The organism is Leucobacter manosquensis (assembly GCF_018304845.1).
Lineage (GTDB): Bacteria > Actinomycetota > Actinomycetes > Actinomycetales > Microbacteriaceae > Leucobacter > Leucobacter alluvii.
The window spans coordinates 2,202,549-2,228,158 of the sequence record NZ_JAFEVO010000001.1; the positions used below are offsets into that span (position 1 = coordinate 2,202,549).

20 protein-coding genes are annotated in these 25,610 nt (G+C 69.3%); 8 read left to right on the forward strand and 12 right to left on the reverse strand.

What is annotated here, in order from left to right; all coding sequences use genetic code 11:
• Positions 1-6 precede the first annotated feature (6 nt).
• The 7 genes from JSQ98_RS10285 to JSQ98_RS10315 form a co-directional block, all read right to left on the reverse strand.
• The gene (locus tag JSQ98_RS10285) at positions 7-1,536 is read right to left on the reverse strand and encodes a chlorohydrolase family protein (RefSeq protein ID WP_211649586.1); all 1,530 of its coding nucleotides are present in this window, start codon (positions 1,534-1,536) and stop codon (positions 7-9) included.
• The gene (locus JSQ98_RS10290; protein WP_211649587.1) at positions 1,533-2,369 is read right to left on the reverse strand and encodes an ATP-binding cassette domain-containing protein; all 837 of its coding nucleotides are present in this window, start codon (positions 2,367-2,369) and stop codon (positions 1,533-1,535) included. Before JSQ98_RS10290 ends, JSQ98_RS10285 begins: the two co-directional genes overlap by 4 nt.
• A complete protein-coding gene (locus JSQ98_RS10295; protein ID WP_234037130.1) occupies positions 2,366-3,223 on the reverse strand; it encodes an ABC transporter ATP-binding protein in 858 nt (285 codons plus the stop codon). Before JSQ98_RS10295 ends, JSQ98_RS10290 begins: the two co-directional genes overlap by 4 nt.
• A complete protein-coding gene (locus JSQ98_RS10300) occupies positions 3,220-4,104 on the reverse strand; it encodes an ABC transporter permease (RefSeq protein ID WP_090145618.1) in 885 nt (294 codons plus the stop codon). Before JSQ98_RS10300 ends, JSQ98_RS10295 begins: the two co-directional genes overlap by 4 nt.
• Positions 4,101-5,051 carry an ABC transporter permease gene (locus tag JSQ98_RS10305; protein WP_336662180.1) on the reverse strand — a complete coding sequence of 317 codons (951 nt, stop codon included), beginning with the start codon at positions 5,049-5,051 and terminating at the stop codon, positions 4,101-4,103. The genes JSQ98_RS10300 and JSQ98_RS10305 overlap by 4 nt, the downstream gene beginning before the upstream one ends.
• A gap of 3 nt (positions 5,052-5,054) precedes the next feature.
• Complete coding sequence (locus JSQ98_RS10310; RefSeq protein WP_211649589.1) at positions 5,055-6,704, reverse strand: ABC transporter substrate-binding protein; 1,650 nt, start codon at positions 6,702-6,704, stop codon at positions 5,055-5,057.
• Between the two features lie 83 nt (positions 6,705-6,787).
• Entirely contained in the window at positions 6,788-7,837 is a 1,050-nt protein-coding gene (locus JSQ98_RS10315; RefSeq protein WP_211649591.1) for an amidohydrolase family protein, read from the reverse strand.
• Between the two features lie 100 nt (positions 7,838-7,937).
• Between JSQ98_RS10315 and JSQ98_RS10320 the strand changes: the two genes are divergently transcribed.
• The 4 genes from JSQ98_RS10320 to tagD are packed head-to-tail and all read left to right on the forward strand — an operon-like array spanning position 7,938 to position 10,501.
• Positions 7,938-8,621, forward strand: a complete 684-nt coding sequence (locus JSQ98_RS10320; RefSeq protein WP_090145626.1) for an FCD domain-containing protein — start codon at positions 7,938-7,940, stop codon at positions 8,619-8,621.
• Entirely contained in the window at positions 8,608-9,795 is a 1,188-nt protein-coding gene (locus JSQ98_RS10325) for an MFS transporter (protein ID WP_200330863.1), read from the forward strand. Before JSQ98_RS10320 ends, JSQ98_RS10325 begins: the two co-directional genes overlap by 14 nt.
• 56 nt (positions 9,796-9,851) lie before the next feature.
• Positions 9,852-10,067: an SCO4848 family membrane protein gene (locus tag JSQ98_RS10330; RefSeq protein ID WP_200330861.1), complete on the forward strand. Its 216-nt coding sequence runs from the start codon at positions 9,852-9,854 to the stop codon at positions 10,065-10,067.
• 35 nt (positions 10,068-10,102) lie between these two features.
• On the forward strand, positions 10,103-10,501 hold the full coding sequence (gene tagD / locus JSQ98_RS10335; RefSeq protein WP_090145630.1) for a glycerol-3-phosphate cytidylyltransferase: 399 nt from the start codon (positions 10,103-10,105) through the stop codon (positions 10,499-10,501).
• Positions 10,502-10,558: 57 nt separating this feature from the next.
• Here tagD and JSQ98_RS10340 read toward each other — a convergent pair whose 3' ends face one another.
• The 4 genes from JSQ98_RS10340 to JSQ98_RS10355 form a co-directional block, all read right to left on the reverse strand.
• Positions 10,559-13,813, reverse strand: a complete 3,255-nt coding sequence (locus JSQ98_RS10340) for a M14 family zinc carboxypeptidase (RefSeq protein ID WP_211649593.1) — start codon at positions 13,811-13,813, stop codon at positions 10,559-10,561.
• A gap of 150 nt (positions 13,814-13,963) precedes the next feature.
• A complete protein-coding gene (locus tag JSQ98_RS10345; RefSeq protein ID WP_283242027.1) occupies positions 13,964-14,743 on the reverse strand; it encodes an amino acid ABC transporter ATP-binding protein in 780 nt (259 codons plus the stop codon).
• Positions 14,740-15,768 (reverse strand): amino acid ABC transporter permease, encoded by a 1,029-nt coding sequence (locus JSQ98_RS10350; RefSeq protein WP_090145634.1) that lies wholly within the window; start codon positions 15,766-15,768, stop codon positions 14,740-14,742. Before JSQ98_RS10350 ends, JSQ98_RS10345 begins: the two co-directional genes overlap by 4 nt.
• 11 nt (positions 15,769-15,779) lie before the next feature.
• A complete protein-coding gene (locus JSQ98_RS10355) occupies positions 15,780-16,679 on the reverse strand; it encodes an ABC transporter substrate-binding protein (protein ID WP_090145636.1) in 900 nt (299 codons plus the stop codon).
• Positions 16,680-16,961: 282 nt separating this feature from the next.
• Here JSQ98_RS10355 and JSQ98_RS15420 point away from each other — a divergent pair, with 282 nt between their 5' ends.
• From JSQ98_RS15420 to JSQ98_RS10375, 4 genes are all read left to right on the forward strand, one after another.
• Positions 16,962-19,538, forward strand: coding sequence for a helix-turn-helix transcriptional regulator (locus JSQ98_RS15420; protein WP_211649595.1), 2,577 nt, complete (start codon positions 16,962-16,964; stop codon positions 19,536-19,538).
• 80 nt (positions 19,539-19,618) lie between these two features.
• Positions 19,619-21,859 (forward strand): acyltransferase family protein, encoded by a 2,241-nt coding sequence (locus JSQ98_RS10365; RefSeq protein ID WP_211649597.1) that lies wholly within the window; start codon positions 19,619-19,621, stop codon positions 21,857-21,859.
• Between the two features lie 70 nt (positions 21,860-21,929).
• Complete coding sequence (locus JSQ98_RS10370; protein WP_249290807.1) at positions 21,930-22,841, forward strand: methyltransferase family protein; 912 nt, start codon at positions 21,930-21,932, stop codon at positions 22,839-22,841.
• A gap of 112 nt (positions 22,842-22,953) precedes the next feature.
• The gene (locus JSQ98_RS10375; RefSeq protein WP_211649599.1) at positions 22,954-25,068 is read left to right on the forward strand and encodes a YncE family protein; all 2,115 of its coding nucleotides are present in this window, start codon (positions 22,954-22,956) and stop codon (positions 25,066-25,068) included.
• 11 nt (positions 25,069-25,079) lie between these two features.
• On the opposite strand, the gene JSQ98_RS10380 is transcribed toward JSQ98_RS10375, so the two are convergent.
• Complete coding sequence (locus JSQ98_RS10380; RefSeq protein ID WP_211649601.1) at positions 25,080-25,526, reverse strand: MmcQ/YjbR family DNA-binding protein; 447 nt, start codon at positions 25,524-25,526, stop codon at positions 25,080-25,082.
• Positions 25,527-25,610: the final 84 nt, after the last annotated feature.

Genomic DNA, 25,610 nt, shown 5'->3' on the forward strand with positions numbered 1-25,610 from the left:
GGGCGCTCAGCCGTGACGCGGCTGGTACGCCGGGAACACCGGAGGGAAGAGCTCGGCCTCGCTCGACCCGTGCGGCCCGGCGAGTGCGTCGCGCTCGGGATACGCGGCTCGCAACTGCTCGAAGACGCGCTGGCCCTCGCGTCGCAGCGCATCGAGATCGACCCCGGGAATCGCCGCGTCCCGCATCACGACGCGGCCCGCCACCATGCTGAAGTGCGCATCGCGACCCGACCCCGCGAGCACGAGCGTACGAATCGGATCGTCGACCGCTCCCATCCGAACGTCGTCGAGCGCGAAGGCGACGAGATCGGCGGCTGCGCCCCGTGCGATGCGTCCGAGGTCGGGCCGGTGCAGCGCCCTGGCCCCGCCGAGCGTCGCGGCCTCGACGTACTCGGCGAGCATGCCGCGTCCGAGGTCGTCGTGCTGCGCCTTCGCCAGTTGCACGCCGGCATCGATGGCGCGCACGAGGTCGGGTGGGAACGAGTCGGTGCCGAGGGCGATGTTCACCCCGGCGTCGAGGTACTGCGACAGCCGTTCGAGCCAGAACGCGTAGCGCGCATTCGTGAGCGGGCAGTGGGCGAGCGACGCGCCTGCTGCGGCGAGCCTGGCGAGGTCACCGCGATCCTCCCCGTGCACGTCGGGGTGGACGTCGAGGTAGACGCCGTGGGCGAGGATCAGGCGATCGGTGAGCAGGCCAGCGCGATCGAGAGCGTCGAGCGGCGCTTCTCGGCCATCCCCCGCGAGCACCCCGATCTCGGAATCGAGGCCCTGCGTCGCGTGGGCGCGCACGAGCACGCCGCGTTCCGCGGAGACGCGCCCGGTCTCGGCGAGGATCGCATCGGTCACCGTCTCGATGCGGCACGGCACGAGCACGCCAGTGACCAGCGGGTCGGCGATCGCGTCCACGGTGTCGAGGAAGCGCACGGCACCGGCGAAGGCCTCTTCGCCTCGAGCCTCATCCCAGTGCACTCCGGTCGATCCGTCGGCACGGGTCACGTGCACCCCGGAGCGGTACGAGGGACCGAGAAAGGTGCGGATGCCCAGTTCGCTCGCGATGCCGGCCGTATCGAGCAGGTCGTCGTGCGTCTCAGCCCAGGCGCCGTGGATCTCGGACGAGATCGGCATCGCGCTCGTGATCCCGTGGAGGATCAGCTGCACGAGACCGTATCGGCGCAGCAGGCTGCGATCAGCGGGGGAGAGCACCTCGCGGGGCGCCCTCGCGTAGTCGGCAGACCAGTCGAGGCGCGCCTCGTGCTCTGGGCTCCACCAGGAGTCGAGCAGCAGGTGGTCGATGTCGACGAGCCCCTCGAGGTCGATGAGGCCGGGCATCAGCAGACTCTCGCCGAGGTCGATCACTTCGGCCGCCTCCGCGACGAGCTCCTCTCCCGCGCCTCCGTGCGCGATCGCGGTGATGCGGTCGCCGGTCACGAGCACCGTCGCGTCGCGCATCAGGGTGAAGCCCGGGCCGCCGTCGCGCCCCTCGTCGAACACGATGGCGTGCGCGGCGCGCACCGCGATGCTTGCGGCGGCGCTCACGACGCCAGCTTCTCGCGCCGGGTCGGCTTCCACCCCGGCCCCGGAACCGCCGCGCGCAGCGACCGGGTGTACGGGTGCGTGGGGTGCGCGAGCAACTCGGCCGTGGCGCCGTGGTCGACGATCACACCGTTCTCCATCACCACCATCCGGTCGGAGATCTGGTTGACGACCGCGAGGTCGTGCGAGATGAAGAGGTAGCTCACCTGCCGCTCCGCCTTGATGTCGGCGAGCAGATTGAGAATCTGCGCCTGGATCGACACGTCGAGGGCCGCGACGGCCTCGTCGAGCACGATCACCTTCGGGTCTGCGGCGAGCGCACGCGCGATCGCGACGCGCTGCCGCTGCCCGCCGGAGAGTTCTCGCGGGAGGCGGTCGAAGAAGCGCTGCGGAAGCCCGACCGAGTCGAGAATGCCCTGCGCGCGCTGCTTGACCGTGCCCTCAGTCGGCCGCGCCCCGACCGCCTTCGCGTGCAGCCGCAGATTCGACATGATGACCTCGCCGATGCGCTGCCTCCCGTTGAGCGACGAGTACGGGTCCTGGAACACGTACTGCACCTCGCGCGCGCGCTCCCGGCGGGCGGCGAGGCTGCGCGGTGCGGCAGTGCGATCCGCGCCGAGCACCGTCACGGTGCCGGAGGTGACGGTCTCGAGGCCCACGATCATGCGCGCGACCGTGGTCTTTCCCGACCCCGACTCCCCCACGATCGCGAGGCACTCATCGGGGTGCAGCTCGAAGGAGACGCCGTCGACGGCGACCACGTCCTCGCCCTTCGAGCCGCGCGGGGCGGCGAACACCTTGCGCAGGTCGGTCACGGTGATGATGGGTGCGCTCATGCGTCGGCCCTCGCCTTCAGTGCTTCGTGGATCTCCAGGTTGTACTCGAGCACGGGCAGCCGATCGAGCCGCTCCGCGATGCTCGGCCGCGCTCCGAGCAGCTCGACCGTGTAGGGGTGCTGCGGCGCCTCGTAGACCTGCGCACCCTGCTCGACGATCTCCCCGGCGTACATGACGGCGAGTCGGTCGCAGCAGGCGTTCGCGAGTTCGAGATCGTGCGTGATGAAGAGCAGTGACAGGCCGCGCGCCTTGCGCTGCTCGTCGAGGATCGCCATGACGTCGGATTGCGCGGTGACGTCGAGCGCGGTCGTCGGCTCATCGGCGAGGATCAACTGCGGTTCCGCGAGCAGCACGCTCGCGATCATCACGCGCTGGAGCAGCCCGCCCGAGAGCTCGTGCGGGTACTGCGCGAGTCGGCGCTCCGCGTGCCGCACGCCCACCTCGTCGAGCAGTTGCACGGCTCGGCGTTTCGCGTCGTCGAGCTTCACCCCGCGGTCGCGCACGAGAGCTTCCGTGAGGAAGTCTCCGACGGTGTGCACGGGGTTCACGTGGGCGCGGGGATCCTGGAAGATCATGCCGACGTCCCGGGCCCGGTAGCCGCGCAACCGCTCTCGCTTCATGTCGAGCACCGACTCTCCGTCGAAGCGCACCGTCCCCGTCGTGCGGAATCCGGGGGCGAGCATGCGGGTGATCGCGCGGGTGGTCAGCGACTTGCCCGATCCCGACTCGCCGACGAGGCCGAGCGCCTCGCCCCGGTCGAGTGTGAAACTCACACCGTTCAGCAGGTCGAGGCGACGGTACTTCGTGATGAGGCTGGCGTGGAGGTCGTGCACTTCGAGCAGTGGCGCGCTCATCGGATGCTCCTTGCGTTCGAGGCGAGCCGGTCGCCGATGACGGTGATGCTCCACACGATGAGCACGATCGCGAGACCAGCGGCGATGGCTTCGAGTGCCTGGCCGCGCAGGAGGGAGTCGAAGCCGCTCTTCACCATGAGACCGAGGTCCGCGGTCGGCGGCTGCACCCCGAGACCGAGGAAGGAGACGGCCGCGAGGTCGATCACCGCGAAGCCGAGCGACGAGACGGCCTGCGCCACGACGATGGGCTGCACGTTGGGGAAGATCTGGCGCAGACTGATGCCGACGCCCGACTGGCCCTGCAGCCATGCCGCCTGCACGTACGGCATGCCTCGCTCGCGGAGGGCCGCACCGCGCACCACGCGGGCCACGTACGGGATGTAGCCGATCGAGAGGCCGACGACGACCGTGGGCAGGTTGGGTCCGAAGATCGCGACGGCGATCAGCGCGAACACGATGCCGGGCACGGCGAAGAGCACGTCGAGCACCCACGAGATCACGGTGTCGACCCGGCCCCGATTCCAGGCGGCGATCAACGCGAGCGCGGTGCCGACGACGGTCGCGATGAGAATCACGAGCGTCGGCCCCAGCAGGGTGATGCGCGCCCCGTACATCAGGCGCGACAGGAGATCCCGGCCCAGCGCATCGGCGCCGAGCAGGTGCTGGGCACTCGGCCCGGAGAGCGCGGCGAAGAGGTCGGGGAAGTCGGGATCGTAGGGCGCGAGCCACGGTGCGAAGACGGCGGCGATGACGAACACCGCGAGCACGACGACCGCGATGATGCCGGTCGGGCCGAGCTTGCGGCCGGCGAGCACGAGGCGGCCGGGGTCGTTCGTCTGCGATCGTCGCAGGGCGATCTGTGTCGTGCGCGGCGCGGTCATTGCTTGCTCCCCAGCTGGATGCGCGGATCGATGATCGTGTACAGGAAGTCGACGACGGCGTTGATGACGACGAACGCGACGACCAGGACGAGGATGACGGCCTGCACGACGGCGAAGTCGCGTTGCAGGATCGCCCGCACGAGCAGCGACCCGAGGCCGTCGAGCGCGAAGACGTTCTCGATCACGACGGCGCCCGCGATCAGGGTCGCCACGGTCAGGCCGAGCACTGTGGTGATCGGGATCAGCGCGTTGCGGAGGATGTGCCGCTGGATGATGATGCGGGGTCGCAGTCCGCGGGCGACCGCGGTCTGCACGTGCTCGCGCCCCTCCTCCTCGAGCACTGAGGCCCGCGTGATGCGGGTCTGGTAGGCGGCGCTCGCCACGGCGAGCGCGATGGCGGGGAGCGCGAGGTGGTAGAGCGTATCGACGCCCCCGCTGCCGCTGCCGTTCGTCGGGAACCACCCCAGTCCGACCGCGAAGACGCTGATGAGCGCGACACCGACGACGAATGCCGGCGTGGCGAGGCCGAGCGTCGAGAGCGTCGTGATGACCTGGTCGGCCCAGCCGCCCTTCAACGAGGCGATGAGGCCGAGGCCGACGCCGACCACGGCGATGATGAGCGTCGCGAGCGCAATGAGCGCCACCGTGGTGCCGATGCGGCCGCCGATGAGATCGGAGACGGGCTGCCGGTACACGACCGAGTCGCCGAGGTCACCGCTGAGGATGTCGCGGATCCAGGCGAAGTACCGCACGAAGAACGGGTCGTCGAGGTGGTACTGCGCGGTCACCCGCGCGATCTGCTCGGCCGTGCCGCCCCGGGGCCCGAGCACGAAGCTGAGCGGGCTCCCGGGAGCGAGATAGAGCATGCCGAACACCACGAACGAGGTGACGAGCAGAACGAGCAGGAGCCCACCCGTTCGCTTCAGCAGGAATGCGGGAATGGACACGGGTTACTCCACGCCCCCGATGGTCGCGGCCCACGGGTATCCGAGGTAGGCCGATGATGCGGTGGCGCCCGAGATCGCCTCGTTCTGCACGAGGATCACCGGGAGGTCGCCCATGGGCAGCCACGGCAGGTCGCGCGTGATCTTATCCTGCGCGGCGATCGTGTGCTTCGCGCGCTCGACCGGGTCGAGCGTGCTGCGGGCCTCGGCGAGCTCCTCCGCGGCCCCGTCGTACTTGATGAAGTTGTTCGTGCTGTCGGGGGTGAAGGTGGTGTAGACGTCGAGCGGATCCGTCACGTTGCCGTAGTAGGTCGTGAAGAAGCCGTCGAGACCCTCGCGCGCCGTCTCGTCGAAGTAGAGGTTGCCGAACTGCTCGACCGGGATCACCTTCGTCTCGATGGTGAGACCGATCGCCTCACCGGCGGCCTGGATCAGGTTGGCCGTCTGCTCGTGCACCGCCGACGAGCCCTGCACGCCGAGCACGATCGGAGCCGAGATGTCGCCCGCTTCAGCGAGGAGCGACTTGGCCCGCTCGATGTCGGGTTCGATCGAGTAGCTGTCGTACGCCTCCTGGAAGAGCTCGCCCGCCTCGTCGTCGGAGTAGTAGGCGGGGCCGGTGAGCACGGGAGACGGGATGGCCGCGCCCTGGAACACGACGTCGGCGATGGCTTCCGTGTCGATCGCCGCGAGCAGCGCTTCGCGCACCTTCGGGTTCGAGAAGGTTCCGGTCTCCTGAATCGCGCGGAGCGACCAGAAGATGTACGACTCGCCGAACGTGATCGTCGCATCGCTGTCCTCGAGCTGCGTCAGCCCGGCCGGGGGCAGGTAGAAGAACTGACCGTCGACGTCGCCGGTGCGCAGCGCGTTCACCGCGGTGGACTCGTCTGCGATGAAGCTGAAGGTGAGCCGCTCCACCTTCGGCACGAGTTCAGCGTCCCAGTAGTCCGCATTCTTCGCGAGGGTGATGGCCTTGCCCGGCTCCCAGTTCTCGAGCGAGAAGGGTCCCGTGCACATCAGGCCCCCCTGGGGGGTGCCGAACTGCTCGCCGGCGGCCTCGGCTGCGGCCTTCGAGACGACCGCACCGGCAGCGCTCGACATGCCCTGCTCGAAGAGCGCGTCCGGCTGCGTCAGCGTGACGGTCACTTCGAGGTCACCCGTCTTCTCGACCGATGCGACGTTGGCGAAGTAGTCGGCCCAGTACGTCGCCGAGTCGGGCCCGACCTGTCGTGCGAGCGAGTAGGCCACGTCGTCGGCGGTGAGCGGTGTGCCGTCCCAGAAGGTGACGTCGTTGCGCAGCGTGTAGACGTAGGTGGTGTCGTCGGGCGACTCCACCGACTCGGCGAGCGCGTTCTCGATGTCGAGGTCGGACGTGATGCGGGTCAGGCCCTCGCAGAGATTCGCGTCGACTGTGTTCTCGGCGTAGTTGAACGAGAGCATGGGGTCGAGGGAGAGCGGCTCGTACGGGAGGTTCCACGTGACCTCATCGACGGGGGCCGTGCCCGGCTCCGTCGTGGTCGCGAGGTTCGCGGCGTCGATGTCGAAGGCTGCGCCTGCGCCGTCTCCACCGGAAGCGGATCCCCCGCCTCCGGCGCACGCGGTGAGGGTCAGCGCTGCGACGGCGAATGCGCCGATCAGCGTGAGAGGTCGTTTGGACACGGGGACTCCTTTGTTCCTGCGAGGTGCTGCGATGAGTGTTGCGGTAAGCGTGGTTCGAGTGTGAGTGGGTGCGCGCCGGCGCGTCAGACGACGGAGACGCCGCCGCGCACCACGCGCTGAGGTGCGGGCCGATCGGTGACGAGTTGCGCCAGATTCTCAGCCTCGAATTCGAGGTACGTGGTGCTCTCGGGGGTCCACTCGGCGATCTCGGGGAGTCCGAGCATGGCCCCGCCCGCGACGGACGCGATGCTGAAGGCGCGCTCGAGTTCGGCGTCGGTGATCGCGCCGGTGCGATACGCGAGCAGGTGCGCTCGATCGACCATGCTGCCGGTGCCGAAGGGGCTCCACGAATCGCGGACTCCGTCGGAGCCGGCGACCAGTCGAACGCCGTGGCGCTCGAAGCGGTCGAGCTCGGGCACCGGATCCGGCCCCAGTGCGCAGGTCGCGATCCAGATACCGGCTTCTGCGACGAGATCGAGCGTCTCGCCGAGGCTCGGCAGCTCGGTGTCGCAGAGCGCGAAGGCGTGCCCGATCGTCACGCGACCGTGACGCCCGGCAGCTGTCGTCCGGCGGGCGATCTCGCGGATCTGCGCGAGGCCGTCTTCACCGCCGTCGTGCAGGTGGATGTCGATGTCGCGCCCCGCGCGGTCGGCCAGACCGAACACGGCATCGAGATGCCCGTGCAGATCTCCCTCGATACCGCCCGGGTCGATGCCTCCGACGAGATCGGCGCCGGTGTCGAGCGATGCAGCCATCGCCTCCAGCGTGCCGGGGTTGGTGACCAGGCCGAATTGGGGGAACGCGACGATCTGCACCGTGAGGCCGGGGAGCCGCTCGGCCGCGGCGCGCACGCCCTCGACGTTCGCGGTGCCGAGCTCGGAGGAGACATCGACGTGCGCACGCATGCCGAGCGTGCCGTTGGCGAGCGCGTGAGACAGCAGGGCGTACGCGCGCTCCTCGACGCTCCGCGCGTACGAGAACTGCGTCGCCCGGTCGTTCTCGATGAGCTCCGCGAGCGTCGAGGCCGGCCGGCGCGACATCCACGGAGCGCCCCACGATGATTTGTCCGGGTGGACGTGGCCATCGACGAGGCCGGGGGTGCGGAGCCGGGTCGGAGTGGGGGTCGCCGTCATTGGAGAGCCTTTCATGCGTCCGTGCAGGTTCGGGATAGCGCCGGTTAAACGTAAGACATATGATAACCATACAAGTACCCGAATCTGCAAGGATGGTGACGTGCGACATATTCAACGGCGCTCACTCGTCGACACGGTGGTCGATGAGCTGAAGCGCGAGATCAGCGAGGGGCGCTGGGTGCTCGGTACCCGCATCCCCTCGGAAGCCGAGCTCACCGTGGTGCTCGGCGTCAGTCGCCCCTCGGTGCGGGAGGGGGTTCGCGCCCTCGTGCAGCTCGGCCTGCTCGAAACCCGGCAGGGCGACGGCACCTACGTCATCGCGACCGATCCGACGCAGGTGGCCCTGCGCCGGGCGCTCCACTCGGCCGACAGCCGCGAAGTCATCCGCGTGCGCCGCGCCCTCGACGCCCTCGCCGCGTCGGAGGCGGCGACCTCACGCACCGACGAGGATCTCGCGCGCCTCACAGAGCTGCTCGAGCAGCGCCGTGCAGCGATCGCGGCGCGCGATTCGGAGGCGTTCACCGAGGCAGACGTGGCGTACCACCTCGCCATCGCATCGGCCTCCGGCAATCAGCTGCTCTTCGACATCTACGCGAGCTTCGACACTTCCCTGCGCGAATCCGTTTCGGATGCCTCGTGCCTCGCCGCAGGCGGGGATCCGGATCGCGCGGATCAGCACGAGTCCCTGCTTCGGGCGATCGCCGCCGGTGATCCCGAACAGGCGCGCGACGCCGCGCTCGGCGTGCTCGCCCAGCAGGAACGTCTGCTCGATGAGCGGCCCTAGCCGCAGTCAGGGGATCGCAGCAGGAATACTCGTCGTCGCCGTCGGGCTGAGCGTACGCTACCCGATCACCAGCGTGTCGCCGCTCCTCGGCGAGATCGGCGACGCGTACCGGCTGTCGCACACGGCGATCGCGGTGCTGACCTCGATTCCGGTGCTGCTCTTCGGCATCGCCTCGCCCCTCGCACCGGTCCTGGTGTCGCGCCTCGGCCTGACGCGGGCGATCTCACTGCTCCTCGCCGTGCTCGCCGTCGCAACGCTGCTGCGGCCGCTGGTTCCGGCGTCCCTGTTCATCGGCACCGTCGCCGTCGGAGCGTCCATCGCACTCCTCGGGATCCTGGCCCCTCAGATCATCCGCCACTCCCTCTCCGCGCGAGGCGGATTCTGGACCGGGGTGTACACCACCTCCTTCGGCGTCAGCGCCGCAACGGGTGCCGCACTCTCCATTCCGCTGTTCCACGCGCTCGGCGAGCACGTCGGCCCGGCGCTCGCAGCATGGGCGGTACCGCTCCTCATCGCCTGCGCCCTCGCCATCGCGTTCGGGCGTCGCGTCGACGGCGGCGGGCGCTCTGGAACGGTCGTCACCGCGCAGCCGCGCGAGTCGATCTTCGCGGCACGCGGACTGTGGCCGGTCACCGGGTTCTTCGGATGCCAGGCTCTGATCTACTTCTCGCTCACCGCCTGGCTGCCGACCATCGCGATCGCACGCGGCGCGGATCCGGCTCAAGCGGGCCTCCTCCTCGCGTGGATGAGCATCGCCGGCCTCCCCGCATCGCTGATCGCCCCCAGCCTCGCCTCGCGTGCGCGCTGGCGCATCGGCCTGATCGTCGCGGCTGCGCTCCTCGCCATCGTTGGCCTCGTCGGCCTCGGGTTCGCACCGGTGGCGCTCATGCCGGTGGCCATCGCGATTCTCGGCGTCGCGCTGAGCTCCGCATTCGGTCTCTCGATCGCGCTCATCGTGTTCACCTCCCCGAACGTCGCGCAGACCGCCGCCTTCTCCGCGGTCAGCCAGGGCATCGGGTACGGCGGTGCGGCGGCCGGTCCGCTCGTACCCGGGCTTCTCGTCGAAGCCGGAGTGACCTGGCCGGCGGTGCTGCTCATGCTGGCGGCCGTCGCCCTCTGCGAACTCGGGTTCGGGATCGCGAGCGCCCGCGCCTCCCGCCCCCCGAGCGCGTGAAAGCTGCCCGCGTGCGCGACGATGCACGCGCGCCCGCGGGCATTTACACTGATCAGATGGTCGTCTTCGCCGGAATCCTGCTGCTCGTCAACGCCTTCTACAACGTGGTGGTGTGGCCGCGGTTCTGGACGCGCATCGCGAAGGATCCGCGCGCACGCGACGAGCAGGGCCGGGCGACCACATTCTTGACGGTGCACGCCGTGCTCATCGGCATCGCTTTGCTCATCGCGATCGCCTCCGCGATCGCGGGGGTCTGGGTGCTCGTCGCCTGAGTCCTCGCCGACGCCGCGAACCGTACACTGGGAGGATGAAGCGGATCCTGACCTATGGCACGTTCGACCTGCTGCACTGGGGCCACATTCGACTCCTGCGCCGGGCCAGAGCGCTCGGCGACTACCTCGTCGTCGCGGCATCATCCGAAGCGTTCAACGCCGGCAAGGGCAAGCAGACGTACCACGACTTCGAGACGCGCAAGAACATGCTCGAGGCTGTGCGCTACGTCGACCTCGTGATCCCGGAGGAAGCGTGGGATCAGAAGATCCGCGACGTGCAGAAGTACGAGATCGACACCGTCGTGATGGGCGGCGACTGGGAGGGCGACCCGCGCTTCGAGATCCTGCGCGACTACTGCGAGGTCGTCTACCTCGATCGCACCGAGGGCGTCTCCACCACCAAGATCAAGAACGACCTCGGCGAGGGCGCGTAACGCGCAGTGCGGGGGCGGAAGACCAGCTCCCGCCCCCGCACTGACCCTGCCCGCCGGTTAGGCGCCGGTCTCCTGTGCGAGACGCTTGCGACGCGCTACCAGCACTGCTCCGCCACCGAGCACCAGCAGCAGTGCGAGCGCGATTCCACCGGTGAGCTCCATGCCGCCGGTGTTGCTGAGCTCGCCACGGCCGCCGTCAGCGGCACCATTCGCCGATGCGGCGTCGGCCGATGCCGATGCCCCGCCGGCCGATGCTCCACCGGCGGACGCGCTGCCGTCGGCCGCACCAGCGGCCGCGCCGCTCGCGCCGCCGTCGGCTGCACCGGCAGCACCACCCGCCGCGGTGCCGTCGGCTTCAGCACCCGGGTCTCCGCCCGGAACCTCGGCAGCGACCGCGACCGTGTCGTCCCAGCCGATGAGCACGGCGCCCGCGTCCCGCGTCGCCGCGATCCGCAGCTCACCGGGCTCGATGCCCTCTGGGAGCGCATCGACGGTGAGTGTGTTGCCGGTGACGGTGCCCATCGCGAGGAGTGACATCGCGGCCGGTTCCGTCGAGTCCGAGGCCGGCACGCCTGCACCGAAGTAGCTCAGCGCGACTTCGGTGCCGTCGGCGATGTCCGCGAAGGTCACGTCGAACGATGCGCCGATCTCGATCTCATCGGGCACCTGTACGCCACCGCGGGTGTCGTCGGTGAGGTGCTCCTCGCCGAGCGTCACCGGGACCGCGGTGCCGGCGTTCGCATTCACCTCGAAGAGCGCGCGAGCGATCCACGGGTAGCTGCCGACCGGGTGCGTGCGGTAGTTGACCGACGTGCCGAACATCACGAGCTCGCTGCCCGACTCGGCGACCGCCGATATCGCGGACGCCTGGCCTGCGGCCGCTGCACGGCCGGTGCCCTCGCCATCTGCCCAGTGCCCCGAGACGAAGAGGTTCTCCGCCGCGTAGCTCTGCTCGATCACGGCGTTCTCCGCCAACCCGGTGTACCAGACCGCCGGAGTGACGAAGGCCGTGTCCTGCGGATAGGTCGAGAGCAGGCCGCCCTCGGTGTTGTCCACGCGGACGATGCCGTTCGAGCTGTTCGTTCCGGCCGTCGCGGTCACCTGGGTCAGACCGAAAGCGTTCGCGACATTCGCGACCGCCGTGCCGCGGCCCGCGACGCCGTTGCCGGCCGCGATGAACGCAGCCACGGCGTCGGCTCCCGCCGTCTGGGCAGCGGTGAAGGCGAGGTTGCCGCCGACCCACAGCACGTCGACGTCGTCGAGCAGCGACGGGTCGGCCGTGAGCGACGCCGCGTCGACGCGCACCTGGTCGGTGAACCCGAGCCGGTTCAACGTCACGCGGTCATCCTGGTTGCCGGTGTAGGCGACCCGCAGCGGCTTCAATGCGGTGCTCGTCTCGGTGAGGAGTCGCACCCCCGTCGTCGCGGTGAACTGCACGCCGTAGGCGTCGGCCACGGCCAGCGCTGCGGCGCGTGTCGCCTCGTCGCCGCCGATGATCACGGATCCGTCGGCGAACGACGACACGGCGACGCCCTGCTCGAGCAGCACGTTGATCGCCTGGTACTCGGCGGCTCCGGGAGTTTCGAGTTCGAGGTAGCCGGCTGCATCTGGCAGCACGCCCGTCGGTGCGGCCGCCGCGACGGCCTCCAGCCCGACTCCGTCCAGCGAGGCGTCCTGCGACGCGCCGACGGGGAAGACGTCAGCGCCCCACAGCAGAGACAGGCTCCACGCCGACATGTCGTACATGTCGGGCACGCGCTCCGTGATGTCCGAGCCGTCTGCGAGCAGCACATTCGCCATTCCTCGGAGCGGCTGGTGCATGTCGACAACATAGCTCCCGGCCGGATACGTCGTGTCTCCGGCGGTCAGCGGCGAGGTCGCGCGCGACACCTCGACCCCGTTGGCGATGAGTTGGTCGACCAGTCGCGCAGCGTCGGTCACCGACCGCTGCTGATCCGTGTTCTCCGGGATCACATAGGCGCGCGGGAACTCCGCGCCGTACACGTCGGTCTCGTCCCAGACGTCGATCCACTCGTGCGGCATACCGGGGTAGTCCGCGGGATTCGGGTCGGCCGGAATCGACTTCAGCGGCTCGCCCGCGTCGCCCCGGCGGAAGATCTCCATCTGGTTCTGCAGCAGGGCTGCCGAGTTCGTGGCGAAGTAATCCGTCGCGCTCTCGACCGTGACCATGCCGACCTCGACGTTGACGTCGGTGCGGCGCTGGCTCTCGGCCTGATCCGGGTTGCCGCCGCGTCCGAGAGGCAACTCGACCGTGTTGGTGACGGCACCCTGGTATGCGAGGAACTGGGGCGTGAAGAGCGGGGGCCAGTCATCCCAGCCCGAACGGATGTCGCGGTACGGAATCAGGATCTTGCCCGTGTTCTCCGTCGTCGCGTTGCCGTCTGCGCCCACGTAGGTGTTGCCCTCGATGTTCGCGCCGACCACGGCCTGCTCGATCGCGAGCGCTGCCGAGTAGGCGTGCGGCAGGAAGAGGTCGTACTCGTAGTTCTCACCGTGCGGCGGGCCGCAGGGCTCGATCTGGAGCACGTCGGTGTACCCGTGGAGGTCGACGTAGAAGGTCGGCTGGATGATCCCTGCGAGGTCGCGGATCACGCGGGACTCGGGGGTGACGCCGGTGATCATGTCGCGGTTCGCGTCGAAGCCGTCGGCGTTCGCGCGGGTGCCGTTGACGCGCCCGTCGGGGTTGTTGGTCACGGTGAAGTAGAACCGGTACTGCTCGAGCATCTCGACGATCGCGGGATCCTCGGAGGTGGCGAGCTTCTCGATGTACTCGAGAATGATGTCCGCGCCCTCCCACTCGTTGCCGTGGATGTTGCCGTTGAACCAGATCGGCACCTTGTAGCCCTCGGTGAGGGCGGTATCGGCCGAGGCTCCGGCGGGATCCTGCTTGATCCGCTCCTTCCAGGCGCGCTGCTGCGCGGTCTGCTCGGCCGTCTCCGGCGACGTCAGCGTGACGAGCTGAATGTCGCGCCCCTGCACGGAGCTGCCCACGACCTGCGCGGAGACACGATCGCTCTCGGTCATCAGGCGGTTCACCGTGCGGGCCACCTCCGCGTACGGCACGGCACCGCGCGCGATGGAGCGATCGTTCGCATCATCGGGCGCTTCGGGCAGCGGCGACTGCACCGGATAGCTGGCCGGCCCCTGCACGCGGTCGGAGATCTCATAGGTGATGGGAGTGGGCGCATCGCCCGGAGCTGCAGTGGCCGCGGTGGGAATCCCCCCCACGAACAACGCCGCGACCAGTGCTCCCGCACCGATCATGGCCGTTGATGACCGTTTCGTAACCATCGTTGCCTTTCTGTTCAGTCGTCATTGACTCCAACCGCGTCGGAAGACTTCTCCGATGCGGCCGGGTATTGCACACGTGGCGGGGGCCCGAACGGGCCCGCCACGATCCCGCGCCGACGCCGCGGCGTCGAGCACTGAGGTTCTCGGCGTCTACAGCACCTTCGACAGGAAGGCCTTGGTGCGCTCGCGCTTCGGATTCGCGAGCACCTCTGCAGGGTCTCCCGATTCCACGACGACGCCGCCGTCCATGAACACGAGCTTGTCGGCGACCTCCCGCGCGAATCCCATCTCGTGCGTCACGACGATCATCGTCATGCCGCTCTCCGCGAGACCCTTCATCACGTCGAGCACCTCGCCGACGAGCTCGGGATCGAGGGCCGACGTCGGCTCGTCGAAGAGCATGAGCTTCGGATCCATCGCGAGCGCTCGCGCGATCGCGACGCGCTGCTGCTGCCCGCCCGACAGGTGCGCCGGGTAGTAGTCGTGGCGCTCGGCGAGGCCGACGCGCGCGAGCAGCTCCATCGCCCGCGACTTCAGCTCTGCCTTGGTGCCCTTCTTCAGCAGCGTAGGGGCGACCATGACGTTCTCGAGCGCGGTCATGTGCGGGAAGAGGTTGAACCGCTGGAAGACCATGCCGATGTCGCGACGCTGTGCCGCAGCCTCGCGGGGATGCATCTCGTAGAGCTTGTCGCCCTTCTGCCGATACCCGACGAGCACCCCGTCGACGGTGAGCCGGCCGGCGTTCACGGTCTCCAGGTGATTGATGCACCGGAGGAACGTCGACTTGCCGGAGCCGGAGGGCCCGACGAGGCAGAGCACTTCGCCGCGCTGCACCTCGAGTGAGATCGACTTGAGCACCAGGTTCGAGCCGAAGGACTTCGAGACGCCCTCCGCCTGCACCATCGGCGTATCTGTCGCGTGCACGCTCATGCGCCGCCCCCTCCGGGTCGATTGTGGGGAGGCACGATGTTCTCGCCGCCGCTCGCACTGGGGTAGGTCGGATGCGCCGGGTCCTCGACGCCGACGACGCGGACCGACTGCGTGGCGACGGTCGGCTTCATGACGTCCGGTCGCTGCAGCACCCCCTTGGCGAAGTGCTTCTCGAGGAAGTACTGACCCACCATGAGGATCGAGGTGACGGCCAGGTACCAGATGGACGCCACGATCAGCATCGGCACAGGCTGATAGGTCACCGCCGAGATGTCGCGCGCCCGCCCGTACAGGTCGAGCGTGAAGGGCACGGCGGTCACGAGCGACGTGGTCTTCAGCATGGAGATGACTTCGTTGCCGGTCGGCGGAATGATGACGCGCATGGCCTGGGGCAGGATCACGCGACTCATCGTGTGCCACCAGCCGAGGCCGAGCGCGGTCGCCGCTTCGTTCTGCCCCTTCTCCACGGAGAGGAGCCCAGCGCGAACGATCTCCGCCATGTAGGCCGCTTCATTCAAGGCCAGGCCGATGACGGCGAGCGTGAAGTAGCTCAGCAGATCTTTCGTGTTGAGCGTGAAGGCGGCCTCCGTGAACGGGACCCCGAGGCTGATCGACTTGTAGATCGTGGGGACCAGGCCCCAGAAGACGAGCTGCACGTAGACCGGGGTGCCGCGGAAGAGCCACAGGAACACCCAGGCGATCGACTTCACGACCGGGTTCGGCGACTGGCGCATCACGGCGATGGTGACGCCGAGCAGCACGGCGATGATCATCGAGTAGACCGTCAGCTGCAGCGCGTAGCCGGCGCCCGACACGATGCGCACATCGAACAGATACTTGCCGACCTCGCCCCAGTTGAACACCGGACGGTTGAACGCTGTGTCGTAGATGAAGAGCGCCACGAGGAGCAGGAGCACGACGGCGAACACCGTGCGCCAGGGGTGCCGGAGTCGGATCGCCTCGATCGGCGCCGACTCCTGATGCGGGGCCTCTGGCCCCGCATCAGAGGAGTGGGTATGCGACATGATCTACGCGTTTACTCCGTGCCGGCGTTGATGTCGGCCTGCTCCACCGCGCCGTCTTCGATCCCCGCTTCGGTGAGGATGTCGAGGTAGGTGCCGTCATCGATCAGCGACTGCAGCGCCGCCTGGATCGCCTTCGTGGTGTCGCTGTCCTTCTGCGTGGCGAACCCGTACGGAGCTGCATCGAACACGTCTCCGACGGTCTCGAGCTGGTCGCTCAGCTTCGCGACCGCGTCGCCCGTTACGGGCAGGTCGGCCGAGAAGGCGTCGGCGCGGCCGTCGACGACGGCCTGCGTCACCTCGGGCTGCCCGTCGAACCGCAGGATCTCGATCGCATCCTTACCGGCGTCGGTGCAGGCCTTCGACTTCGCCGGCAGCTCGTCGGTGTCCTGGACCGTCGTCGCCTGCACGGCCACGGTGAGGCCGCACGCGTCGTCGGGGTCGACGTCGGAGCCGCTGGCAGCGGCCCACTGCGTGCCCGCGTTCAGGAAGTCGACGAAGTCCACCGACTTCTGGCGCTCGACGTTGTCGGTGAACGAGGAGGAGCCCATGTCGAGTGCCCCCTCCTGGATGCGCGGGATGATGCTGTCGAACCCGAGGATCTCCCACTTGGGCTCGAGACCGAGCTTCGCGGAGACCGCCTCGGCGAGGGTGACGCCCCAGCCCACGGGGTTGCCGTCGGCGTCTTTGTACTCGTTCGGCGGGTACTCCGCGTCGGTGCCGATGCGGAGTTCGCCGGAATCCTTGAGCTCCTGCGGAAGGAGTTCGACCGCGGCGTCATCCGCGGTGATCTCGGTCGCCGGTGCGGCATCGCCCGACCCCGCGCCTCCTTCGGACTCGGCGTTGTTGACGCACCCGGTGAGTGTGAGCACGGCCGCTGCGGCGAGAGCGGGAAGTGCGAAACGAATCTTCATTGATGTCTCCATGTTTCGGAAGGGACTGGGAGTCCGGTCTGAATCTCGACCCCGAGCCTACTGCGCTCCGGTAACGGATCTGTGACAGAGTCTCTCCCCCGGTCCATACAGCGACTGCCGCGACCGGCAGTACGGCGCTGGAATCCGCCGCTTCCCCGGCCGGGCGGCTGAGGTAACATTCCGGTTAAGCTGTGACCGGCCCGACCAGGAGCCGCAGGATACGCGAAGCACCTCAGCCCGTGGTCGCGGGAACGAACCGGGCTGAAGAAGTGGGGAAGCTCAGTGCCGGGGGACGTTGTGGCCGAAGCGCGCGCCGCGGTCGACGCGCACGGGCACGTACGGCGCGACCGCCTCCTCCACCGGATCGGCCATTCCGGGCGCGTGGTCATCATCCACGCCGAGCAGGGCGCGGGGAAGACCGAGCTCATGTCGCAGTGGCTGGCGTATCACCGCCCCTCCGCACCGGCATGGGTCGCACTCGATTCCGGTGCGAGCGATCCGCACAGTCTGTGGTCCAGACTCCTCCAGGCGCTGCAGGCCGCACGCCCCGAGACCTTCGCGTCGCTCGCGAACGACTACCTGGCGGGACGCATTCGCCCCGAAGAAGCACTCTCGCTCATCACCTCGGCCTCGATGCGCGACCCGCATCCCGTCACGCTCGTGCTCGACGACCTGCACTTCGTCGCGGGCGAGCTGCAGGATCAACTGGTGTCGCTGCTTCGCCGATCCCCGAACCTGAGACTGCTCGCCGCATCGAGATCGCGCACCCGTTTCGAGGTTCCCCTGACCGCGGCAGGGCTCGCCGTCACCTCCCTCAGCATCAGCGATCTCGCATTCACGACGGACGAGATCGCTGCGCTCGCGGCGACGCTGCCCTATCAGCCGTCGACGCCCGAGCTCGCCGCACTGCGACGGTCGACTCGGGGCCACCCGCTTGCGGTGCGCCTCGCATTGTCCGTCATGACGAGCCTGTCGCGAGACGGTGCGCGCCGTCCCACTCCCGACGAGGTGCAATACGGCATCGAGGGTGCGCTCGCCGACTTCGCTCCGCAGTTCCCGGCTCCCGAAGACCGCACGCTCGCCCTGATGGCCGCACTGGTGCCGGAGATCGACCGATCGTTCGCGGATCGACTGGGGGGAGCCAACGCCTGGGCGAATCTCGAGCGCCTCGACGCGCTCGGATACGGCCGCGTGGAATCTCGGCACGGTCGCGCGGCGTTTCGGCTGCACACGCTCATCGCGGGCGCCCTGCGTCCTCGAGCGCTCACCGAGCTCCCGCAGGAGCGCATCGCCGAGGTGCGCCGACTCGCATTCGAGCACCTGTACGAGCACGCCGATCCGATCGACATCCTCGAACTCCTCATCGACGGAAACATGGATCGCGCCATCTTCCCCCACTTCGTGCGCAACTACTCGGAGATCAACCTGAAGCGCTCGCGCGAACTCGTCGCGGTGACGGAGGGCATCTCAGCGGAGCGGCAGCAGCGCGAGGGCACGATCCCGATCATGATCGCCGTCGCCCTGAGCGAGGACTCCCTGGTGCCGACGCCGCGCATGCGGCAGCTGCTCGAGCTGGGCATGCCGACGCTCGAGCATCGAGTGGCGGAGGCGGGCGGGGCTGCGGGCCGCCTGCTGCAGCTCGCCCGGTTCGCCGGGCTGCGCGTGAGCCGCTCCTACGAAGCAGCGGCTGAGGCTGGAGAGCAGTTCTTACGGCAGAGCGGACTCGGCTCCCCGAGTTGGCGGTCGGGAATGCACGCCGCCCGCTTGCAGGTCGTCCTCACCGAACTCCTCGCAGCCCGCATTCCTCGCGCACTCGCACTCGCCGAGGGGCTGGCCGACGATGCGCACCCGGCCCGTCGAACTCACCAGCATTCGATGCTCGCCTTCGCGCACGCGCGCATGGGCGACCTGCGGGCGGCCAAACGCGAACTCGCCGCCGTCGACGCCTCGCGGGCCGACTGGTGGGACTCCCCGCACAGCATCGGCTGGCACCTCGCCAGAGCGCTGCGGGCGTCGAGCCTCGGGCGACACGACGAGGCGTTCGAGGCGCTGCGATCGACCGAGACGCACCTCGACGAGTCGGAGCTGTGGCCGGCGATCGTCTGGACGCGCGGAATCGCGCGGCTGGTCGCGGATCAGGCAGCGCTCGGATATCAAGAGCTCGACGGGGCGCTCGCCGCGCGCGAGCATCTGCCGCTCAGCGCCGGGTGGGCCGAAGAGCTGCAGACGCTCCGCGGCGAGTTCCTGCTCGCGACCGGAGATCTCGTCGGGGCACGAGCAGCCCTCGCGCACCCCGGGATCGGCGCCTCGTCTCGTCTGGCGCGCGCACGACTCGCGATCCTCGCATCGCAGCCGATCGACGCTCTCACCCATCTCGACGCGCTCGAGCGCGACGCCCACGATTCGAGCGCGAACGACAGCGGCCCGTTTCCGGCGCAAGCCGTGCAGCAGCAGTTGCTCCGCACGGCGGCGTATGCACGGCAGGGCAATGCGGAGTGCGCGACATCCCTCGCCACGCAGGCGTTCCTCGCACTCGACCGGCTCGACAATCGACTGCCGCTCCTCTGGATCCCGTCGGGCGAGATGGCCATCATCAGGACGCTCGTGCCGCTCGATATCTGGCGCGTTCCCCCGGGCAGCCCCTTCGCGGGCGACGAGGTCGTGCTCGAAGAGCTGTCGAAGCGCGAAGCGCTGGTGCTGATCGAACTCGCGAGGGGCGGATCCATCGACGACATCGCGGGCGACCTCCACGTGTCCTCCAACACGATCAAGACGCAGACGCGCAGCATCTACAAGAAGCTCAAGGTCTCGAGCCGCACGGAGGCCCTCGCCAGGGCGCGCCAGATGGGGCTGGTCTGAGTCGCGCAAGGCCTTGAATCGTGGCCGAATCGTTGCATAGCCTGTCTGGACGAGCTCACAGGTGAAGCGAAGGCGATGCAATGTCCCGTTCGACGCCCGCGCAAGCGGCAGCGGCGCCGGTACCGGCAGCGGTAGCGGCCCCCGGAGGCGAGCGTGGCGGCGCGAGCGGCGGCGCGGGCGGCGCATCGGGGGCGGCGTTCGGCGCACCGCCTCGATCGGAGCACCGCGTGCGTCGCGACATTCAGGGCCTGCGCGCCATCGCCGTGGCCCTCGTGCTGCTCTACCACCTCTCCCCCGAAGCCCTTCCGGGCGGGTACATCGGCGTCGATGTGTTCTTCGTGATCTCCGGGTTCCTCATCACGGGTCAGCTGCTCCGCGAGGCCGAGACCTCGGGCACCGTCGATCTCGTGCGCTTCTGGGCGCGCCGCGCCAGGCGACTGCTGCCGGCCGCGCTCCTCGTGCTCGCCGTCACACTGGTCTCGGTCTGGTGCTTCGCACCTCGCGGCTACCTTCCCGAGTTCCTCGCGCAGGTGGCCGCGTCGGCGGGATACGTGCAGAACTGGGTGCTGGCGGCGCAGTCGGTCGATTACATGGCGGCGGAATCCCAGGTCTCCCCCGTGCAGCACTACTGGTCGCTCTCCGTGGAAGAGCAGTTCTACATCGTGTGGCCGCTCGTCGCCGTACTCGCCGTCGCGGTCGCAGCGCGTGTCACGCGGCTCCGCTTCCGTCTCGTCTTCGCGGGGCTCATCGCGTGCGTCTGCGTCGCCTCGCTCATCACCTCGATCGTGCTCACTTCCGCCGCCCCGGCGCAGGCGTATTTCGTGACGACCACCCGGGCGTGGGAGTTCGCGGCAGGCGGCCTGCTGGCCTGGGCGGCGACATCGCGCCGCGCGATCCTCGACCGTCTGCCGGTGCGGGTGCGCAGCGCAGCGGCGTGGGCGGGGCTCGCCGGCATCGCCGCGGCGGCCCTCTGGTTCACGGATGCCACCCCGTTTCCCGGCGCGGCCGCGCTGCTCCCGGTGATCGCCACCCTGCTCATCATCGCGGCGCAGGAGCCCGCCGGGGCAGCCGCTCCGACGCGCTGGCTCGGCGCGCCCTCCATGCAGTGGCTGGGCGACATCTCGTACGGCGCGTACCTCTGGCACTTCCCGCTCATCGTGCTGCTGCCGTTCGCACTCGGGAGGAGCGCCGGCGTGCTCGGCGCGATGGCGGTGATCGGTGCGACGATTCTGCTGGCGTGGGGTTCGAAGGTCTGGGTCGAGGACCCGTTCCGTGCGGAGCTCTCCCGCGACTGGCCCGATGCTCGTGCGCTTGCGATCACCAGCGCCGGCATGGTGGTGCTGCTCGCCGGCGCGCTCGTCGGCGTGCACCCGGCCGATCAGCAGGTGGAAGCGGAGCGGGATCGGGTGGCCGTGGTGCTGGAAGATCCCGATCCGTGCCTCGGCGTATCCGCTCTCGATCCGCAGTCGGGGTGCGAAGCGCTGCCCGAGCAGTTGCCGATTCCCGAGCCGGCACTCGCGGCGGTCTCCCCCGAGCGGTGTCTCAGCCCGCGAGCGGGAACCGCGGTCGAGCCGTGCGAATACGGAGCGGACGCCGCACGCGCAACGCACACGATCGCCCTCGTGGGCGATTCGCACGCGGAGCAGTGGCTCCCGGCGCTCGTGCACCGGGCCGAGCAGCAGCGGTGGCGCGTGATCGTGATGGCGAAGGCGTCGTGCCCGTTCACCGCCGCCGAGCGCGATTTCGCGAGTTCGCCCGAGGCCGAGAACGTGGCGCTGCGCTCCGACTGCGCGGCCTGGAACGATGCGGTCCTGCAGCGCCTCGTCGACGATCCGTCGATCGGCACGGTGATGACGGCGGCGAAGTCGACGAATCGGATGGTCTCCGGAAGTGGTGACTGGCGAGCGGCGGCGGAGCGCGGATACGCCGAGCGGTGGCGGGAGCTGCCCCCTTCCGTGCAGCGGGTCCTCGCGATCCGCGACACCCCTCAGATGGCCGAGCGCGTGCTGCAGTGCGTATCCGGCCACGGCACGACGGCGGCCGACGCGTGCGCGGTGCCGATGGCCGAGGCGCTGGGCGCCGACCCTCTCGCCGACGCCGCGGAGTCGCTCTCCACGGCGACGCCTCGCAGCCGAACCGCAGACGCGACGCCGGTCGTCGACCTCGTCGACATGAGCGAGTACTTCATCGTCGAGGATTCGTGCCCGCCGGTGATCGGCGGGGTACTCGCCTTTCGCGATTCGCACCATGTCAGCTGGGCCTACGCCGAGATGCTCGCAGATCCCTTCGCAGATCGGATCTCCGCGGTGTTGCGGGCGTGACGGGCGACCGCCTGCCTGCGCGGCGCGCTGCTGCAGACGCGGTATCGCGCCCGCCTCGTAGACTCGGAGCATGTTCGCGCGCGCGATGGCTCGCTGGTACTTCGGGATGCAGGCAGGCGCCGGCGCGCTGTGGTGGGTCGGCGTGTTCACCGTCCCTGGAGTGCGGCAGGCGACGCTCGGCGGCCTCGACGCTGAGACCATCGCGGTGTTCGACATCCCGCTCTTCGTCGGCGCTTCGGCGCTCGTCGCGGCCGGCGTGCGGTCGGCAGTCTGGGTCGCCGTCCCCTGGACGCTGCTCGTCGCCCTCGGCATGGCCACGTACGCGACTGTGACGGGACTCGGCGGGTGGGGCGCCATCGCGATGGCGGCGGCTGCGTTCGGCAGCATCGGCGCCGGAGCACTCGATCGGTACGGGCGCCTTCCGAGCGACGAGCTGCTCGTCGGTCCGTTCGCGTTCCGTGAGGCGGATCACGCGACGAGCGGCGGATACGTCGCCCGGACCGGGCGCCAGATCGTCGTGTTCTGGGGGTGCTTCCTCGGGGTGTTGCCCCTCGTCATCGCCGTGATCGAGGCGCGCTGGGGGGTGAGGATCGCGTTTCCGCTGCTCGCAGCGGTCGCCGGCGGTGCGTGTTTCGCGGCCGGAAGTGCGCTCGGCATCTGGTCGGCGCTGACCATGTCGACCCGAGGTGAGGGCACACCGCTTCCGTCTGCGTCGGCGCGGCGTCTCGTCATCGCCGGGCCCTATCGGTGGGTGCGAAATCCGATGGCGCTCGCGGGCGTGGTGCAGGGCGTCGGGGTGGGGTGCATGCTCGGATCGTGGCTCGTCGTCCTCTACGCGCTCGCAGGCTCAATCGTGTGGAACTGGCTGATCCGACCGCATGAGGAGTCCGATCTGCGCGCGCGCTTCGGCTCGGAGTTCGAGGCCTATGAGCGCGACGTGGGTTGCTGGGTGCCGCGCGCGCCGCGGCTTCCCCGCCGCTGACGAACCGAAGGCGGGCAACGCGCTGAAATTGATCGGATGTTGTGTAGGGTATCCTAAGTTTCATATGATGGGTGGTCTGTCCACACCACCGTTTCAGGGAGACCGACTTCTTATGCGATCCGCTCCAGCACACCCTCTGCGCCTCCTCTCAGTCGCGCTCGCCGCGCTGCTCCTCGTCGGCCTCGCGCTCATCCTCATTCCGCAACCGGCCCGGGCCGCGAGCTCGCAGTTCGCCATCGCCGGCACGCACAGCGTCGGCGAGGTGAGCCGCACCGCAGTAGTCGACGACGCCCGCCAGCGCGTCTACGTGACCGTCGACGGCAGTTCCGCGGAAGGACCGCTCAGCCGGATCGCGTGGTTCGACATGCAGACCGGATCTCCTGCCGCCGAGAGCATCAACCTGCCGCAGGCAGAGCCAACGGACATCGTGCTGAGCGCCGACGGCGCCAGCCTCTACGTGCTGCACAACCGATCGGGCACCATCAGCATCGTCGACCTCGAGTCGGCCGACCACGAGGTGCGCGAGATCGGAGGGGTGCCCGCCTTCCCGAGCGGCGTGGTCGAGGATCGCGACACCGGAATGCTCTACGTCTACGACTCGAGCGCCCTCACCCGTGTCGACGTGGCAACGGGCGCCGTCTCCGCGCCGATCGCGATCAGCACCGAGCGCTACCCCCTGATCAAGGACGCGGTCTACGACTCGACGAACCACATGATCTGGATCGCCGAGGGGCGCGCCAAGGTGATCACCGGCTACAGCACCATCACCGGCACCTGGGTCGATTCGCTCGCCTTCCCCGTCTCCGCTCTCGCTGTCGAGGGGGAGCCGGTGGGGGGCCGCGCCGCGGCGCTGGCGATGGATGAGGGCCTCGGCGAATTGCATATCGCCGTGTCGCCGACGCTCACCGACTCGTGGGACCGCACGAAGGTGGTGAGCCTTCGCGTCGCAGACGGCCGCTTCGTCGGCACGCCCATCGAGGTGGGTGAGAACGTCTACGAGATAACCGTCAATCCGACGACGCACGAGGTCTTCACGACAGACGGATTCTCGAACACCGTCTCCGTCATCAGCCCGGATACCTGGACCGCGCAGACGGCCGTCGATTTCACCGCTGCCGGAGTGACCGCCGGCACCGGCGCCGGGAATGCCGATACATGGGGGCTCGACGTGAATGCCGATGGCACGCGGGCCTACATCAGCCACCCGTACTCCGACCGGCTGAGCGAGCTCGTTCGAACGGGCGACCTGGTGGCCCCGGTGATCCGCGAGGAGACTCCCGGTCAGGGCGACACCGAAGAGCCCCCGGCCGAGCAGGCCCCGTGGGAGGGGCCGGAGGCGCCAGCGCCGAGCCCGGCACCCGCCGGCGCGTCGGAGACGAGTGACGGCGGCCTGGCGTGGGCGCTCAACGAGTACATGCTGGCCTGGTCACCGAGACCGCTCGGAGCCACCACGCATGAGAACGCGGAGTTCGGGTTCGCCGACGGATCGGGCTGGTACGACACCGTGAGCGGCGCGGCCGACATCGTCTGGAACGACGGCATCTTCGTGCAGCATTACCCGGGCCTCGCGCCCGAGGTGAGCACCACCCTGGGCAACCCCCGCCTGCAGATCGCCGCCGACGGCACGGGAACGCTGACCTTCGATGCGGCGTGGAAGGTGACCGGCGAACTCGCGAGCGACGGCTATCGACGAGTCGCTCTCGCGACGTTCTCCGACGCGGTGATCACGCGTGAGGGAGACCGACTCTCACTGACCGCAACCCCTGACTTCACCGGGCGCGCGCTCGAACTCAACGGACGCACCTACCCGGACTCCTACCCCGCAGACTTCGTGCAGTGGCTCGATCCGCAACTGCAGCCCTGGTGGTTGACCACCGGTGCAGCGATGGACTCCGAGAAGGTGCCGCTGCCGTTCTCCGTGACCGCGACGGTCGTCGAAGCCGCGGCTGGAGCCGATGCCGACACCGGTGCCGAGGGAGCCGCAGACGGCGCGGGGACGGCCACCGGAGCCGCAGACGGCGGCGTCGACGGTGCCAGCGAGGCGGGTGCGGTTGAACCGGGTGCGTCGACGGGTGCCCCGGCGCGTGCTGCTGCGCAGACGGCCGGTTCTCCTGAACTGGCCGCGACGGGGGCCGACACCGCACCGTTGGCCGGGCTCGCGGCCTCCCTCGCGCTCGCCGGGGTCCTCGTGCTGGGCGCACGCGCCGCTCGCCGCACCACGCGCTGAGATCGCACCGATCAGGGCCGGCCTCGCGACTCGTCCGGGTCCGGGGCCGGCTCAGCGGAGTCACCCGCGATGCTCTCCACGCGGCGGCCGAACGTCGCCGGGTCGACCGGACGCAGGCGCTGGGGCAGCTTCTCGACCACGAGCAGGTACGACTCGGTCACCAGATCGTCGAGCATCTCGGGTTCGAGTGCCCCTCCCCCCGTGAGGGTGATCCAGTGCTTCTTGTTCATGTGGTAGCCCGGATTGATCTCAGCGTAGGCCTCGCGCAGCGCCGTCGCGTCGGCGGGGGCGGCCTTGAGCGTCACGATGGGCGTCTCACGCAGATCGGACACCAGCATGAAGACCCTGCCGCACACCTTGTAGACGTCGAACTCGGGGCCGAACGGGTGCTCGAGAGCAGCCCCCGGCAGTTCGTTCGTGCGCGCCGCGGCTCGCTCCTGCAGCATCAGACCGTCCACGGGTCGATTCTCGCGCACCCCGTCGATGCTCGCCAGCGTCGGCGCGCACTCACGCGTTCAGGGCGGTGATCCGCGCGTTCAGAG

Coding starts and splice junctions, on each gene's coding strand:
- JSQ98_RS10290 (WP_211649587.1), bottom strand. CDS start 2,369: ATGAGCGCACCCATCATCACCGTGACCGACCTGCGCAAGGTGTTCGCC.
- JSQ98_RS10295 (WP_234037130.1), bottom strand. CDS start 3,223: ATGAGCGCGCCACTGCTCGAAGTGCACGACCTCCACGCCAGCCTCATC.
- JSQ98_RS10300 (WP_090145618.1), bottom strand. CDS start 4,104: ATGACCGCGCCGCGCACGACACAGATCGCCCTGCGACGATCGCAGACG.
- JSQ98_RS10315 (WP_211649591.1), bottom strand. CDS start 7,837: ATGACGGCGACCCCCACTCCGACCCGGCTCCGCACCCCCGGCCTCGTC.
- JSQ98_RS10325 (WP_200330863.1), top strand. CDS start 8,608: ATGAGCGGCCCTAGCCGCAGTCAGGGGATCGCAGCAGGAATACTCGTC.
- JSQ98_RS10330 (WP_200330861.1), top strand. CDS start 9,852: ATGGTCGTCTTCGCCGGAATCCTGCTGCTCGTCAACGCCTTCTACAAC.
- tagD (WP_090145630.1), top strand. CDS start 10,103: ATGAAGCGGATCCTGACCTATGGCACGTTCGACCTGCTGCACTGGGGC.
- JSQ98_RS10340 (WP_211649593.1), bottom strand. CDS start 13,813: ATGGTTACGAAACGGTCATCAACGGCCATGATCGGTGCGGGAGCACTG.
- JSQ98_RS10345 (WP_283242027.1), bottom strand. CDS start 14,743: ATGAGCGTGCACGCGACAGATACGCCGATGGTGCAGGCGGAGGGCGTC.
- JSQ98_RS10350 (WP_090145634.1), bottom strand. CDS start 15,768: ATGTCGCATACCCACTCCTCTGATGCGGGGCCAGAGGCCCCGCATCAG.
- JSQ98_RS10355 (WP_090145636.1), bottom strand. CDS start 16,679: ATGAAGATTCGTTTCGCACTTCCCGCTCTCGCCGCAGCGGCCGTGCTC.
- JSQ98_RS10365 (WP_211649597.1), top strand. CDS start 19,619: ATGTCCCGTTCGACGCCCGCGCAAGCGGCAGCGGCGCCGGTACCGGCA.
- JSQ98_RS10370 (WP_249290807.1), top strand. CDS start 21,930: ATGTTCGCGCGCGCGATGGCTCGCTGGTACTTCGGGATGCAGGCAGGC.
- JSQ98_RS10375 (WP_211649599.1), top strand. CDS start 22,954: ATGCGATCCGCTCCAGCACACCCTCTGCGCCTCCTCTCAGTCGCGCTC.